General features: G+C 68.8%; 14 protein-coding genes, 1 tRNA gene and 1 other RNA gene. 8 read left to right on the top strand and 8 right to left on the bottom strand.

Annotated features, from left to right (window positions below; all coding sequences use genetic code 11):
- Positions 1-6: 6 nt before the first annotated feature.
- The 3 genes from AC5Y4Q_RS06275 to AC5Y4Q_RS06265 all read right to left on the bottom strand — a co-directional run bounded on the left by AC5Y4Q_RS06275 (position 7) and on the right by AC5Y4Q_RS06265 (position 2,349).
- A complete protein-coding gene (locus tag AC5Y4Q_RS06275) occupies positions 7-1,395 on the bottom strand; it encodes a DUF4226 domain-containing protein (RefSeq protein ID WP_065018855.1) in 1,389 nt (462 codons plus the stop codon).
- A gap of 30 nt (positions 1,396-1,425) precedes the next feature.
- Positions 1,426-2,184 (bottom strand): lipid uptake coordinator LucA, encoded by a 759-nt coding sequence (gene lucA / locus AC5Y4Q_RS06270; protein ID WP_064919917.1) that lies wholly within the window; start codon positions 2,182-2,184, stop codon positions 1,426-1,428.
- Between the two features lie 79 nt (positions 2,185-2,263).
- Positions 2,264-2,349: transfer RNA gene (locus AC5Y4Q_RS06265), tRNA-Ser, on the bottom strand.
- 246 nt (positions 2,350-2,595) lie between these two features.
- On the opposite strand from AC5Y4Q_RS06265, the gene ffs reads away from it, so the two are divergent.
- From ffs to AC5Y4Q_RS06240, 5 genes are all read left to right on the top strand, one after another.
- Positions 2,596-2,690: signal recognition particle sRNA small type (gene ffs, locus AC5Y4Q_RS06260), an RNA gene on the top strand.
- 52 nt (positions 2,691-2,742) lie between these two features.
- Positions 2,743-4,020, top strand: coding sequence for an aspartate aminotransferase type Ic (locus AC5Y4Q_RS06255; RefSeq protein WP_064919918.1), 1,278 nt, complete (start codon positions 2,743-2,745; stop codon positions 4,018-4,020).
- Positions 4,021-4,115: 95 nt separating this feature from the next.
- Positions 4,116-4,697 (top strand): CHAP domain-containing protein, encoded by a 582-nt coding sequence (locus AC5Y4Q_RS06250; protein ID WP_499958413.1) that lies wholly within the window; start codon positions 4,116-4,118, stop codon positions 4,695-4,697.
- 35 nt (positions 4,698-4,732) lie between these two features.
- Complete coding sequence (locus AC5Y4Q_RS06245) at positions 4,733-6,595, top strand: DNA polymerase III subunits gamma/tau (protein ID WP_065018857.1); 1,863 nt, start codon at positions 4,733-4,735, stop codon at positions 6,593-6,595.
- A 3-nt stretch (positions 6,596-6,598) separates the two neighbouring features.
- Complete coding sequence (locus tag AC5Y4Q_RS06240) at positions 6,599-7,816, top strand: FAD-dependent oxidoreductase (protein WP_499958411.1); 1,218 nt, start codon at positions 6,599-6,601, stop codon at positions 7,814-7,816.
- A gap of 17 nt (positions 7,817-7,833) precedes the next feature.
- On the opposite strand, the gene AC5Y4Q_RS06235 is transcribed toward AC5Y4Q_RS06240, so the two are convergent.
- Positions 7,834-8,574, bottom strand: a complete 741-nt coding sequence (locus AC5Y4Q_RS06235) for an SDR family NAD(P)-dependent oxidoreductase (RefSeq protein ID WP_064919920.1) — start codon at positions 8,572-8,574, stop codon at positions 7,834-7,836.
- A gap of 113 nt (positions 8,575-8,687) precedes the next feature.
- On the opposite strand from AC5Y4Q_RS06235, the gene AC5Y4Q_RS06230 reads away from it, so the two are divergent.
- Positions 8,688-9,476 carry an enoyl-CoA hydratase/isomerase family protein gene (locus AC5Y4Q_RS06230; RefSeq protein WP_499958409.1) on the top strand — a complete coding sequence of 263 codons (789 nt, stop codon included), beginning with the start codon at positions 8,688-8,690 and terminating at the stop codon, positions 9,474-9,476.
- On the opposite strand, the gene AC5Y4Q_RS06225 is transcribed toward AC5Y4Q_RS06230, so the two are convergent.
- The 4 genes from AC5Y4Q_RS06225 to AC5Y4Q_RS06210 form a co-directional block, all read right to left on the bottom strand.
- On the bottom strand, positions 9,473-10,090 hold the full coding sequence (locus tag AC5Y4Q_RS06225) for a TetR/AcrR family transcriptional regulator (RefSeq protein WP_499958407.1): 618 nt from the start codon (positions 10,088-10,090) through the stop codon (positions 9,473-9,475). The two genes, AC5Y4Q_RS06230 and AC5Y4Q_RS06225, sit on opposite strands and share 4 nt — an antisense overlap.
- 93 nt (positions 10,091-10,183) lie before the next feature.
- Positions 10,184-11,491, bottom strand: a complete 1,308-nt coding sequence (locus AC5Y4Q_RS06220) for a class I SAM-dependent methyltransferase (protein ID WP_064919923.1) — start codon at positions 11,489-11,491, stop codon at positions 10,184-10,186.
- Complete coding sequence (locus AC5Y4Q_RS06215; protein ID WP_064919924.1) at positions 11,488-12,864, bottom strand: FAD-binding oxidoreductase; 1,377 nt, start codon at positions 12,862-12,864, stop codon at positions 11,488-11,490. Before AC5Y4Q_RS06215 ends, AC5Y4Q_RS06220 begins: the two co-directional genes overlap by 4 nt.
- Positions 12,865-12,916: 52 nt before the next feature.
- Complete coding sequence (locus AC5Y4Q_RS06210; RefSeq protein ID WP_064919925.1) at positions 12,917-13,681, bottom strand: Rv3717 family N-acetylmuramoyl-L-alanine amidase; 765 nt, start codon at positions 13,679-13,681, stop codon at positions 12,917-12,919.
- Between the two features lie 117 nt (positions 13,682-13,798).
- On the opposite strand from AC5Y4Q_RS06210, the gene AC5Y4Q_RS06205 reads away from it, so the two are divergent.
- Complete coding sequence (locus tag AC5Y4Q_RS06205) at positions 13,799-14,134, top strand: YbaB/EbfC family nucleoid-associated protein (RefSeq protein ID WP_082952444.1); 336 nt, start codon at positions 13,799-13,801, stop codon at positions 14,132-14,134.
- Positions 14,135-14,746, top strand: coding sequence for a recombination mediator RecR (gene recR / locus AC5Y4Q_RS06200; RefSeq protein ID WP_064919927.1), 612 nt, complete (start codon positions 14,135-14,137; stop codon positions 14,744-14,746). It begins immediately after the preceding gene.
- The last annotated feature ends 103 nt before the right edge of the window (positions 14,747-14,849 follow it).

Raw genomic sequence — 14,849 nt, 5'->3', positions numbered from 1 at the left:
GTCCTGCTACGGGTTGATATTGAACGTCGTCGTGTAGGTCCGCGGGTGATACGGCGGCGGCGGAGCATCCGGCCCGACCGGCCAGCCCTCCGGGGTCGGCCAGGTGCTGACCCGCATGGTGACCTGCTCCTGGCCGTTGGGAAGGGTCTGGATATCGACGATGCTCGGGCCATAGGGAACGGCCGGCAGATTGCCCGGGCTGGGAATGAGCCCCGGGCCGGTGATGTCGTGCGGCGGTGCCTGCAGCAGCCCCTGCGGGCTGCCGGCGGTCACGCCGACCACCTGGCCGTCGTTGCTGGCGCTGGTCAACAGATACCCGCCCTGCGGCAGTGCCACGACCTGATTCTCCCGGTCGCCTGCACCCAGGTTGTTGAACGTGCCGACCTGCTGAAGATTGTTCATCCAGGCGTTGGGCGGGTCGCCGGGGCGGACCGGCGCGGATTGCCACATCGCGCGTGGACCGTCCTGACCGATGTTGCCGACGATGATCATTCGTCCCGATGCCGCGTCGTAGACCCCGCTGGCCTGCGAGATGCCCACTTTGGTGTCCGAGTCCAAGGTGGTGCCCATCAGCGGACCCAGATCCACGGCCGGGTCGGCCAGGTTCTGTACCCGTGACTCCGGGGCGATGAAGTTGTCCGGCGACGTGCCGAGCCCGTAGGGGCGCACGCTGTAGAAGGCGTACTGCTCACCGTTGGGGCCGACTGCCGTACCGGTGGGCAGCGGCCGGAATCCCTCGTCGACCGGGAACGGGTTGTCGATGTCGGGTTGCCCGGGCATGTGCAGCCGCGGGTGCCCGGTTTCCGGGTCGCCGGTGATGAGGATTCCGGTACCCGGGATGGTGGCGCCCAGGTCGTAGGGCGAGCCGTCCTGGTTCTCCGGCGCCGGTTCGGTGCCGCGCCCGTCGATGGTGGGATCGTGCGGCGGCGGGGTATCGGCCGGTATCTCGTCGTTCACCAACCGGACCTGCGGTTCCTGGCCGTCCTCACCGCCGAGCTGGTAACGGTTGGTCAGCGTGCGCACCAGGCTCGCCTTGTGCTCGCTGTCCGCGGCGGCGTCAGCGACGATCTTGTGGATCTCACGGGTCTTACCGTTGAGAAACCGCTGGAACTGGCGAGATCCGGTGGGGGTGTCCAGACCCGGCCAGGTACTTGCGGCCTGCCGGATCTCGAACTCCATGGCATCGAGGCGTTGCCGCGACGTCGAGTTGTTGTGCACGGCTTCGCGCAGGATCGCCTGGAACTCCTTATCGGCGGCCACCGACGCCGTCAACCGGTTGACCAGCTCGGTTTCCCGCGCCCGTGCCGCGTCAGCGAAAGCACCGAGATTCTGCGGCGGTTCCAGCTTCGCCTCTCCTCCGTCGAGCCTCGCTGAACCGCCGGGATTCTCGGACATAGCCCAAAGGTTAGCCCGACCGGCCTGGACCTACTTGCTCTTCTTCGCCCGGCGCTTACCCGAGGGGCGCAGCTTGTCCCGGCCGCCGGTCGGCGCCAGCTCCGAGGCTTCCTCGCCCGCCGACTCGAGGATCTCCCCGGCATCAGTCTCGGTCGCGGTTTCGGTGGTCTCGTCGCCCGCGTCCGCCGCGGCCTCGTCGCCAGCCGAGTCGCCGCTGTCCTCGTCCGCGCCGGCTTCGCTGTCCTCGTCGCCGTCCGCGCCCTCGGATTCTTCGGTCTCCTCGGCGGTGACCGGCTTCTTCCCACGCCGGAGCCGGCGTTTCGGCTGCTTCTCCGTCTTCGGCTTGATCGGTTTGGGCGGAGGCGGCGGCATCTCGGCGACGAAGGACAGGTAGAACGCGCCGATGCCCAGTAGCGCGATCGCGGCGGCCGCGCCATAAATGCCGAACAACCACATCCCGGCGCTGTCCAGCGACAGCCAGATCTCGCTGATCGCGGTGCCTGCGATCAGCGTTCCGGCCACCACGTGGGCCACGATCGAGCCGGTCAGCAACGTCAGCGCCAGCTGCGGGGTCCCGTACTCCGGCTTGCGGGTGCGCTTCAACGTGGCCACCACCGGCAACGCGGTCACCGCCACCAGCACCCCGAGGACGATCCGCAGCACGGTGCCCAACACGTGCGGGGTGAAGCCGGTCAGCTCCCACCATCGGGGCAGGACGAACAAGAAGTACAAGATGGCGGCGAGAGTCGAGAGCGACGCGTGCCAAACCGTGGCGACGGTGCGACTCACGCCACCTCCCTGCTCATCAGTAGTGATTCAGGTGCGACCGGACCGAGATGTTGCGGTCCGGTCGCACCTGCATCGGGTGCGGAGGATGCGGGATTTGAACCCGCGAGGGCTATTAACCCAACCCGCGTTCCAGGCGAGCGCCATAGGCCACTAGGCGAATCCTCCGTCGGCAATGGTAGCGGAGACCCCCCGGCGTCCGCGCACGCCGCATCCCGCCCGGCTTCGCCGCGCTGGTGACCGCCGTGCTTATGGCGGTGGCCCACTGCGCCCGGCTTCGCCGCGCTGGTGACCACCGTGCTTATGGCGGTGGCCCACTGCGCCCGGCTTCGCCGCGCTGGTGACCACCGTGCTTATGGCGGTGGCCCACTGCGCCCGGCTTCGCCGCGCTGGTGACCACCGCTAGACTTGTCACTCGGACCCCGCGCGGCGTCTATCCTGTGAACTCCCCCAGGGCCGGAAGGCAGCAAGGGTCAATGGGCTCTGGCGGGTGCGCGGGGTCCCCTTATGTGTCGGGCCTTCGCCGGGTGATCCGCGCTCGAAAGGGACCTGGAAAGGGACATCGTGTCGTTGCAGAATCTCAACCGTGCCGACTTAGCCGCTCAACACGAGCGCTACCAGCGCGATTACGCCGAACTGCAGGCCAAAAAGCTGACCCTGGACCTCACCCGCGGCAAGCCGGCTCCCGAGCAGCTCGACCTGGCCAACGGCCTGCTGGCGCTGCCCGGCCCGGACGACTACCGCGACGACGACGGCACCGACACCCGCAACTACGGCGGCCTGCACGGCTTGCCCGAGTTGCGGGCCATCTTCGGTGAGCTGCTCGGCATCGCGGTGCCCAACCTGATCGCCGGCAACAACGCCAGCCTGGAATTCATGCACGACGTCGTCGTCTACTCGATGGTGCACGGCGGCGTGGACTCGCCGCGCCCCTGGAGCCAGGAGCCGGTCGTCAAGTTCTTGTGCCCGGTGCCCGGCTATGACCGGCACTTCGCGATCACCGAGACCATGGGCATCGAGATGGTCTCCGTCCCGATGCTCGAAGACGGCCCGGACGTCGACCTGATCGAGGAACTCGTCGCCGCCGATCCGGCGATCAAGGGCATGTGGACGGTGCCGGTGTTCGGCAACCCGACCGGCATCACCTACTCCTGGGAGACGGTGCGCCGGTTGGTGCAGATGCAGACCGCCGCGCCCGACTTCCGGCTGTTCTGGGACAACGCCTACGCGGTGCACACCCTGACCACCGAGTTCCCCCACCAGATCGATGTACTCGGGCTGGCCGCCGCCGCCGGAAACCCGAACCGGCCGTACGTATTCGCCTCCACCTCCAAGATCACCTTCGCCGGTGCCGGGGTCAGCTTCTTCGGCGGCTCGCTGGGCAACATCGCCTGGTACCTGCAGTACGCCGGCAAGCGCTCGATCGGCCCGGACAAGGTCAATCAGCTACGCCACCTGCGGTTCTTCGGTGACGCCGACGGGGTGCGGCGGCACATGCGCCGCCACCAGCAGATCCTGGCGCCGAAGTTCGAGCTGGCCGCCGAGATCCTCGAAGACCGGCTGGGCGACGCCAAGATCGCGTCGTGGACCGACCCCAAGGGCGGGTACTTCATCAGCCTCGACGTGCTGCCCGGCACCGCGCGGCGCACCGTCGCGCTGGCCAAGGACGCCGGCATCGCGGTCACCGAGGCCGGCGCGTCGTTCCCGTACCGCAAGGACCCCGACGACAAAAACATCCGGATCGCCCCGTCGTTCCCGTCGCTGGACGACCTGCGCAACGCCGTCGACGGCCTGGCCACCTGCGCGCTGCTGGCCGCCGCCGAGTCGATGCTGGCCTGACGCGGAACCGGATTCGCCGGTCACCGGGCCGGTTGCCGAATAAAATTCGGCCGGTGCGGCACTGCGCCCGTTGACACGCTGGGGGAGGCCCGGGAATGGCGATCAAGGTCAGTGTCCTGGGTGGTGTCGCGGTGGCACTCGCCCTCGTCGGGCTGGGCCCGGTTCCCGCGACCTACCCGGTGAGCCGGGCGGATCCGCCGGTCCAGGCCGAGGTACTGCCGGCCAAGATCACCGACGAACTCGACGTCTTCCGGCGCGCCGCCGCCGATGCCGCGCTGGGCCACCCCGTGGTCTACGGCGACGGCCAGTGTTATCCGCTTATCCAGCACTACATCGAGGCGCTGGGTTACCCATGGCGCAACACCGACCCCAGCGGCAACGCCTTCGATCTCTACGAACATTTCCCCACCAACGGCCTGGACCGATTCTTTGAGCAGGTCCCGTTCGCCGGCGGGGCGAACGAGCCGCACGTCGGCGACGTCGTCGTCTACGGCCCCGGCGGGTTCGTCAGCGAACATGGGCACGCCGCGGTGGTCACGGCAGTGCGCGGTGGCGTCGGGCCGTTCGGGTATGAGACCGCCGACCAGAACTCCGGCGGCCGGTTGTTCGTGACCCTGAACTGGCGCGACTTCAACCCCGCCTACAACACCTTGGGCTATCTGCGACCGAAGGTGTGAGCACCGTCGTCGGGCCGAGCAAGTACCCTGCTGGCGTGGCGCTCTACCGCAAATACCGGCCGGCAACGTTCGCCGAAGTGGTGGGGCAGGAGCACGTCACCGAACCGCTGTGCACCGCGTTGTCGGCGGGCCGGATCAACCACGCCTACCTGTTCTCCGGGCCGCGTGGCTGCGGCAAGACGTCGTCGGCGCGCATCCTGGCCCGCTCGCTGAACTGTGCCAACGGCCCCACTCCGACCCCCTGCGGCACGTGCGACTCGTGCGTGGCGTTGGCCCCCAACGGGCCGGGCAGCATCGATGTCGTCGAACTCGACGCCGCCAGCCACGGCGGCGTCGACGACACCCGGGACCTGCGGGACAGGGCCTTCTACGCCCCGGCCCAGTCGCGCTACCGGATCTTCATCATCGACGAAGCGCACATGGTGACCACTGCGGGCTTCAACGCGCTGCTCAAGATCGTCGAGGAGCCACCGGATCACCTGATCTTCGTGTTCGCCACCACCGAACCCGAGAAGGTGCTGCCGACCATCCGGTCGCGCACCCACCACTATCCGTTCCGGCTGCTGGCGCCGCGGACCATGCGCGAGCTGATCGGGCGGATCTGCGAGCAGGAGCACGTCGTCGTCGACGACGCGGTGTACCCGCTGGTGATCCGCGCCGGCGGCGGTTCGCCCCGCGACACCCTCTCGGTGCTCGATCAGCTGCTGGCCGGCTCGGAACCCGACGAGGCCGGAACCGACCACGTGCATTACCAGCGGGCGCTGGGCCTGTTGGGCGCCACCGACGTCGCCCTGATCGACGACGCGGTCGACGCGCTGGCCGCCGGGGATGCCGCGTCGCTGTTCGGGGCGGTGGAGGCGGTCGTTGATGCCGGCCACGACCCGCGCCGGTTCGCCATCGACCTGCTGGAACGGTTCCGCGACCTGATCGTGCTGCAGGCGGTCCCCGACGCGGTGGCCAAAGGCGTCGTCGATGCGCCCGAAGACATCCTGGAACGGATGCAGGAGCAGGCCGCCCGCCTCGGCTCGGCCACCCTGGCCCGCTACGCCGAGGTGGTGCACGCCGGCCTCGGTGAGATGCGTGGCGCGACGGCCCCGCGGCTGCTGTTGGAGGTGGTGTGCGCCCGGCTGCTGCTGCCGTCGGCCGCCGACACCGAAGCCGCGCTGCTGCAACGGATCGAGCGCATCGAGAGCCGGCTGGACATGTCGATCCCGGCAGGCTCAGCGCCCCCGGCGGCCGGCGTCGCACCCGCTGCGCCGGCCGCACCGGCTGCCAAGCAGTTCACCCGGCGCTCCCAGACACCCGCGTCGGCGCCCGAACCGGTGGCGGCACCCACCCCGGTGCCGGCACCCGAACCCGTCGCACCGCCCGCGCCGGAACCCCAGCCCGAGCCCCAGCCCGAGCCCGCCCCGCCGCCGAAGCCGGCCGCGGCGGCCCCGGCAGAGCCCGACGCGGCGGCCGTGCGTGCGATGTGGACGACGGTGCGCGACAAGGTCCGTCAGCGCAGCCGTACCACCGAGGTGATGCTGGCCGGCGCAACCGTGCGCGCGGTGGACGGCAACACCTTGGTGCTCACCCACGAGTCGGCTCCGCTGGCCAAGCGCCTGTCCGAACAGCGCAACGCCGACGTCATCGTCGAGGCGCTCAAAGACGCCCTCGGCGTGAACTGGCGGGTGCGCTGCGACGTGGGGGCCGCCGCACCGGAGGCCGCGTCGCCCACCGCGCCCGCACCGGTGGCGGCGGACGTGGCGGACTCAGAACGGCGAGCCGACGAGGAGGCCATGCTCGCCGAGGCGGATGCCGAACGCTCCGACCCGGCGCCGCGCCGTGACCCCGAAGAGGCGGCGCTGGAACTGTTGCAGAGCGAGCTGGGTGCGCGCCGCATCGGTGGCGACTGAGCCATGACCGAGTCCACCGGTTGCGCCGTCATCGGCGGTGGCCCCGCCGGCATGGTGCTGGCGCTGCTGCTGGCCCGCGCCGGTGTCGAGGTGACCCTGCTGGAGAAGCACGGCGATTTCCTGCGCGACTTCCGCGGTGACACCGTGCATCCCACCACGCTGCGGCTCCTCGACGAGCTCGGATTGTGGGAGCGTTTCGCAAAGCTGTCGCACAGCGAGATCCACCAGGTCAGGCTCGACGTGGCCGGGCGCGGCGTCACCGTGGTCGACTTCGGCCGGCTGCGGGGCCAGCCGCACCCTTACGTCGCGATGGTGCCGCAGTGGGATCTGCTCAATCTGCTCGCCGAATCCGCCCAAGCCGAACCGACATTCACCCTGCGGATGCAGACGGAGGTCACCGGCCTGCTGCACGAGAACGGCCGGGTGGCCGGGGTGCGCTATCAGGGCCCCGACGGCCCGGGCGAACTTCGCGCCCAGCTCACGGTGGCCTGCGACGGCCGGTGGTCGATCGCGCGGCACGAGGCCGGTTTGAGTGCCCGCGAGTTTCCGGTGAACTTCGACGTGTGGTGGTTTCGGCTGCCGAACGACCGCGCGACCCAGCCCACCTTGCTGCCCCGGCTCGGGCCGGGCCGCGCCGCAATCATGATCCCGCGCGACAGGTACTTTCAGGTCGCCTACTTGGGGCGTAAGGGCACCGACGCCGACAAGCGGGCGCGCGGCATCGACGCCTTCCGGCGTGAGGTCGCCGAACTCATCCCGGAGGCCGCGGATTCAGTGGACGCGCTGCGCACGCTCGATGACGTCAAGCATCTGGATGTGCGGGTGAATCGGCTGCGGCACTGGAGCATCGACGGGTTGCTGTGCATCGGCGACGCCGCACACGCCATGTCGCCGGTGGGCGGCGTTGGGATCAACCTGGCGGTGCAGGACGCGGTGGCCGCCGCGACCATCCTGGCCGAGCCGCTGCGGCAAGGACACGTCACCGCGCGGGACCTGGCCGCTGTGCAACGACGCCGGGTGCTGCCCACCGTGGTCACCCAGGCGGCGCAGCGGCTGCTGCACCGGGCGCTCGACCCGATCTTGGCCGGCAAAAACCTCAGCCCGCCAGCAGCTTTCGGTACCGTCGTCGCCAAACTGCCCTGGCTCTCCGCGATTCCGGCCTACCTGGTCGGTGTCGGGGTGCGCCCCGAGCGGGCGCCGGCGTTCGCGCGGCGCGGCTGACCGATTTCGGCCGGCGTTCAGCCGGCCATGGTCAGCCCGCCACTGACGCTGAGCACCTGGCCGGTGATGTAGTCGGCGTAACCGGAGGCGAAGAACAGCACGGCATCGGCGATCTGCTCGGGCGTCGCGAGCCGACGAAACGGGATCGCCCGAATCAGCCCGTCGCGCACCTTCTCCGGAAGGGAGGCGAACAAGGGGGTGTCGGTGGGGCCGGGGCACACGCAGTTGACATTGATCTGATGGCGCGCCAGTTCCCGGGCCAGCGACTTGGTAAAGGCGATCACACCGCCTTTGGTGCCGGCATAGACCGTCTCGCCGAGGCTGCCGACCCGGCCGGCGTCGCTGGCGATGTTGACGATCTTGGCGGTCTTCCCTTGCGCCAGTATCGGTTCCAGGAACGCGTGGGTGAGCCGTACCGGGCCGAGAAAGTTCACCGCGACCAGGTCCTCCCATAGCTGCGGGTCGTTGGACATGAACGGTTCCACGCGGTCGAAACCGGCGGCGTTGACGATGACATCCGGGGGGCCGTAGCTGCTCACCGCCTCGTCGCGCAACGCCACGATCGCCGCCCGATCCGCGAGGTCCACCACGTATTCGTGCGCGCTCGGGCCGAGACGTTCCACGGTGCCGGCCAACCCCGACGCGTTGCGGTCGACGGCGATGACGGTCGCTCCGCGGCTGCCGAACGCCACCGCGATTGCTCGACCGATCCCCGAGGCCGCGCCGGTCACGACCACGGTCTTGTTCTCGAATCGCACCGGGAACCTCCTATGACGTGGGAATATCGCATCACTATCGGCGCAATTCGGCAGAAAATCAACCATTGGGTCGAATATTGACTTAGCGGGTCGAGTAGCCGTAGTTTCGGTTGATGGGCTTCACCGACTATGAGCAGCTGACCCTGAGCCGCCGCGACAATGGCGTCCTTCTCATCACCATCGATCGGCCGGAGAAGTACAACGCCGCCGATGAGGGCATGCACGCCGAGCTGGCCCGGATCTGGCGGGATGTCGCCGCGGACCCGGACGTTCGCGTCGCGGTGATCACCGGCGCCGGCAAGGCCTTCAGTGCCGGCGGAGACCTCGCCATGGTCGAGCGGATGGCCGGTGACTACGACCGCGTCTCGGCGATGCTCACCGAGATGAGCGAGCTGGTCTACAACATGATCAACTGCGACAAACCGATCGTCTCGGCCATCAACGGTGTCGCCGTCGGCGCGGGCGCGGTGGTCGCCCTGCTCGCCGATGTCGCGATCGTCGCCGAGGACGCGCGCATCGGCGACGGCCACGTCAAGTTGGGGGTGGCCGCCGGTGACCACGCCGCGATCATCTGGCCGCTGCTGGCGGGAATGGCCAAGGCGCGCTACTACCTGCTCACCGGTGAGATGATCACCGGGGCCGAAGCCGAGCGAATCGGCCTGGCCGCCAAGGCGCTTCCGCGCGAGGACGTGCTACCCGAGGCCCTGCGTGTGGCAGAGGTGCTGGCCACCGGTGCGCAGCAGGCGATCCGGCTGACCAAGCGGGCGCTCAACAACTGGCTGCGCAACGCCGGACCGATCTTCGACCAATCAGCCGCCTACGAGATGCTGACCTTCATGGGCCCCGACGTCATCGAGGGCTACACCGCCCTGCGGGAGAAGCGTCCGCCGAACTTCGGCTAGTCGAATACCCGCAGCGCGCGGTCGACAACCGCGGCACGCATCTGGGCGCGGTCCTCGGCGCGGACGCCGGGCCGAAGCCACACCGACGACTGGTTCAATATCCCATGCAGGCACTGCAAGGCGACATCGATGTTGGGACAGCCGAATTCGCCGGATGCCAGGCCGCGCTCGACCACTCGACGGAACACCGCGTCGTGGCGTCGGCGCATGTCTTTCATGTCGTCGTCGAAGGCGGCCGGCCAACCGCGCGGCCAGGCGAACACCGCCGCCACCTCCGGAGCGGTCTCGGTGAGTATCCGAATCTGCTCGTCGATGAGCGCCGCCAGATGCTCCCGGGCGCTCACCGGCCCGAGTTCCTCCTCGCGGGCATTCAACCGCGCCAGCACTTCCTGGGTGGTGGCCTCCAGGGCTGCCCCGACGAGGACCTCTTTGGAGGGAAAATAGTGATACAGCGTGGCTTTGGCGATATCAGTCTGTTCTGCGACGGCATCCAAATTCATTCCCTGATAGCCGGATTCGGCCAGGATCAGGGTCGCGGTCCGGACGATCTCCGCCTTGCGGCGATCACGGCGTCGGGCGACACGACTCGAACCCTTTGGGGCATGTTCGGTCATCAGTTCCCTCGGCATCGGACACAGGCGTCAAAACAACACCTCATCCTAGCCGCGGTCGGCCTACTGTTCGGTTATTCGACCATGCAGACGAGTCTAGGGCTGCCACCATGGGCGCAACGGCAGCCGGGCCGGCTCGCCGCCGTTGCGGGCCAGCACGTGATGCAACTGAATCGCGTTGTGCTCGAAGCCCAGCCGGGAACCGGCCATGTAGAGCCCCCACACTTTGGCGGTGGCCAGCCCGACCTCGGCGACAGCGTCGTCCCAGTGCGCCACCAGGTTCGCGCACCAGTCCCGCAGCGTGAGCTCGTAGTGGTTGCGGAGGTTCTCCGCGTGCAGGACCTCCATACCCGCGTCCTGGATCTCGCTGATGATCCGGCCCGAGCCGGCCAGCTCGCCGTCGGGGAACACGTAGCGGTCGATGAAGTCGCCCGCGGTGGCGTTGGACTTGTTGTCCGCGCGGGTGATGCAGTGGTTGAGCAGCAGCCCACCGGCACGCAGCTTGGACTTGAGAAAAGCGAAGTAGCCGGGGTAGTTGGCGACGCCGATGTGCTCCGTCATCCCGATGGACGAGACGGCGTCGAATTCCGACTCACCGACGTCGCGGTAGTCGCAGTGGCGGACCTCGGCCAGATCGGTCAGGCCGTCCTCGGCGATCGCGCGCTGCGCCCACCGGGCCTGCTCCGCCGAGAGCGTCGCACCGATGGCACGCACCCCCCGACGCGCCGCGTAACGCACCATGCCGCCCCAGCCGCACCCCACGTCGAGCAGCCGATCGCCGGGACGCAACCGCAGCTTGTCGAAGACCAACCGGTACTTGTTCTCCTGGGCCTGCTCCAGCGTGGCGTCCGGGCTCGGGTACACCGCGCAGGTATAGGTCATCGACGGACCCAGCACCCACTCGTAGAAGGCGTTGGAGACGTCGTAGTGGTGGTGGATGGCCTCGGCATCCCGGGCCTTACTGTGCCGCAACCCTTCTGCGATGCGTCGCCAGCGCGGGCGGCCCTCCTGCGGCGGCGGCGCGATCGGCACCAGGTGTTCGATTCCGATCGAGCGGACGATGTTGGCCAGCACCCGCGGCGACGGCCGCTTGAAGTGCAGCTCGTCGGCGAGCGCCTTGAGCAGGCGGTAGGGATCTCCCGGATGCACACCGTGCACCCCCAGATCCCCGGCGATGTAGGCGCGGGCCATGCCCAGATCACCTGGCGCCGTGGCCAGATAGGTGGTGCCACGCGGGGTCAACAGGTCCAGACCCAGGGGGGCGTCGTCGGGGCCGGTGCTGCTGCCGTCGTAGGCGGTGAAACGCAGCGGCAGGTGGCCGTCGGTGGCCAGAGTCTGCAGCACCTCGGCCAGGCTGAGCCTGCCGGTGCGCGTCTGCTCCTTGTGTTCCTTGTACGTGGTCATCGTCGTCGTACCGCCTTGTCGTAGAGGTCCAGCAGCCGCGAGTCGGGGTCGTAGGCCTGTTTGACAGTCCGATAGGTTTCACCGCCGTAGAGCGCGTCAAACTCCGCGGGGGTGTAGTAGGCGTCGGAGTACAGCGACTTGTGGCCGTCGAGTTCGCTCACCTTGGCCTCGATCAGTCGATTGGTGGCCCCCTCGGTGGCGCCGGCCGGGACCGAGGACCAGAATCCGACGTTGACGTAGGTGCGGTTGGGCCGGATCGGGTACAGCGGCCAGTCTTCGTCGTTGCGCAGCCGCAACGGGCACAGCCACACCGGTTCGATCGGCACATGAGCGAAGAACCAGTCCAAGAACTCCCGACACCGATTCAGCGGCACCTCGATGTCTTGCACCACCCGTTCGCGTGGCGGCCGGTGGTGGCGTTTCTCGATCCGGTCGGCGATGGAGAACCGCTGGTCATACGAGATCAGCTTCCAGTAGAAGCTGCTGCGCCGGTAGCGCCGCGGCCAGGCGCGCCGCACCAGCGGGTGCTGCGCCCCGAAAGCCCGCGAGCACCAGAACCAGTCGGTGTCCCAGCGCCACAGGTAGTCGTGAATGGTCAACCGGTCGTCTTTGATGCCCCGCGGGTGCTGGATGGAGCGGTAATAGATCTGCTGGCCGGTGTAGTCGCTGACGGGGCCCGGGGTGTCGGTGGCGAATCCGAGGCACAGGTAGCTCTCGGCGGGGGAGAACACCACCCCGTCGAGGTAGTCCACCGCGACACCGTCGAGGCCGCCGGTGTCGATGATCCGGTCCATGGTCGCGACCAGGTCTTCCAGGGCATCGAACCGGATGTGCCGCAGCGCCACGAACGGCTTGACCGCCTCCAGCTCGATCCGCAGTCGCGTTGAATAGCCCAGCGTGCCATAGGAATTCGGGAACGCCCGGAACAGGTCTGCATGCTGGTCCCGCGAAACCGTCAGCAGCTCCCCGGCGCCGGTGAGAACGTCCATCTCCAGCACGGATTCATGCGGCAGGCCGTTGCGGAACGACGTCGATTCGATCCCCAGGCCGGACACCGCGCCGCCGATCGTGATCGTCTTGAGCTGTGGAACCACCAGCGGCGCAAACCCGTACGGCAAGGTGGCGGCGACCAGGTCTTCGTAGGTGCACATGCCTTCGACGTCGGCGGTGCGGTTCTCCGGGTCGACACCGATGACGCTCGCCAGGCCCGACGTGTCCAGCCCGGGCGCAGTGCGTTTGGCGCGCGCCCGGAACAGATTCGAAGTGGGTTTGGCCAGCCGCACCGATGCGGTCGGGGGAATCGCACGGTAGCTGTCCAGCAGCCGTTGCACCCCGGTACGGGATGTCGGTGTGTCAGCCGGCCGGACGGACATCAGCTCCTACGCTAGCGGGGGATCGTCTGCTGTGCACCCGACTCGGCCGGGGTCACTGCGCCGAAACCTGACTGCTCAGGTAGCCGGCGATGCCGCGGGCAACGGCGTCGGCGTAGCGTTGCCGGCCCGCCGGGCTTTCCATCAGGGCCGCGTCGGCGGGGTTCTTCATGTTGCCCAGCTCGACCAGGATCGACGGGTATTCGGCCAGGTTCAGTCCGGCCAGGTCGGCGCGTCCCTTCAAGCCGTCGGTGCCGATATAGGTGGCCGGCGGGATGCCCGCGGCCTGCAGCTGACTGCGCATCACCTGGGCGAACCGGACCGCCGGCCCCTCCTGCGCCGGGTTGAGCGGCGGCGCGGAGTAGTTGACGTGGAACCCACGGCCGGTGGCCGGGCCGCCGTCGGCGTGAATGGACACGATCGCGTTGGGGTGCAGGGAATTGGCCATCGCGGCCCGCTCGTCGACGCACGGCCCCGGCCCGTTGTCGTCGCCGCGCGACATCGCGGTGCGCACGCCCGCCGCGTTGAGGGCCTGGCGGATCCGCAGCGTGGTGTCCCAGGCGAAGCTGTGCTCGGGATAGCCGGAGTTGGTGGTGGTGCCGCTGGTCTGACAGTTTTTGGTGCCGCCCCGGCCGTTGGTCACCTGCCGGCCGATGACCGCCGGGTCGGCCGTGCCGCTGTGTCCCGGGTCGAGGAACACGATCATGCCGGCGATATTGCCGGGGGCTGCCGAGGACAACGGGGCGCTCGGCACCGCGGCTACCACCACCAGGCCGGTGGCGATCGCGACGCCGACACGCGGGAGAACTGGTACGCGCACGCCGCCAAGGTAGGCAGGCGCCGACTACGCTGGGTGTTTCACACGCGGCGGGTCTTGGAGCTGAAACCAAGCCGCAACCAAGTCGAGACCGCCCACAACCAACGCAAGGGGAGTGTCATGCAACCAGGAGGCCCGCCCGACATGTCGGCGTTGCTGGCCCAGGCTCAGCAGATGCAGCAGCGCCTGTTGCAGGCGCAGCAGGAGTTGGCCGCCACCGAGGTGCACGGCGAAGCCGGCGGCGGCCTGGTCAAGGTCACCTCCAACGGCAGCGGCGAGGTGCTGGCCGTGCGGATCGACCCGAAGGTCGTCGACCCCGAGGACCTCGACACGCTGCAGGATCTGATCGTCGGCGCGCTCGCCGATGCGTCGAAGAAGGCGCACACCCTGGCCCAGGAGCGGCTCTCCCCGCTGGCCGGCGGCATGGGCAACGCGCTCGGCATGCCGGGGGCCTAGGTGTTTGAAGGTCCGGTCCAGGACCTGATCGATGAGCTGGGCAAGCTGCCGGGCATCGGCCCCAAGAGCGCCCAGCGGATCGCCTTTCACCTGCTGTCGGTGGAGCCCTCCGAGATCGACCGGCTCACCGCGGTGTTGACAAAGGTCCGGGACGGGGTGCGGTTCTGCGAGGTCTGCGGCAACGTCTCGGATGCCCAGCGCTGCCGGATCTGCGGGGATCCGCGCCGGGATCTCGCCCAGATCTGCGTCGTCGAAGAACCCAAGGACGTCGCCGCCATCGAGCGCACCCGCGAATTCCACGGCCGCTACCACGTGCTCGGCGGCGCCCTGGATCCGCTGTCGGGGATCGGCCCGGAGCAGCTGCGGGTGCGTGAGTTGCTGAACCGGGTGGGGGAGCGGGTCGACGGGGTCGATGTCAGCGAGGTGATCATCGCCACCGACCCCAACACCGAGGGCGAGGCGACCGCCACCTACCTGGTGCGGATGCTGCGCGACATCCCGGGGCTCTCGGTCACCCGCCTGGCGTCGGGGCTGCCGATGGGCGGTGACCTGGAGTTCGCCGACGAGCTGACCTTGGGCCGGGCCTTCACCGGCCGCCGCGCCATGGCCTAGTTGCCGCGGTCCCTGCCCCAACTTCCGCGAAACCGACGTTTTGCAGAGAAAGTACGAGTAGCGGCCTGCAAAACGTCGGTTTGGGCGAGATGTCGGTCCTACC

It is taken from the genome of Mycobacterium sp. NGS16 (genome assembly GCF_059813225.1).
The sequence above is the reverse complement of the archived record's forward strand: the minus strand, read 5'-3'. Positions and strand labels throughout refer to the sequence as shown.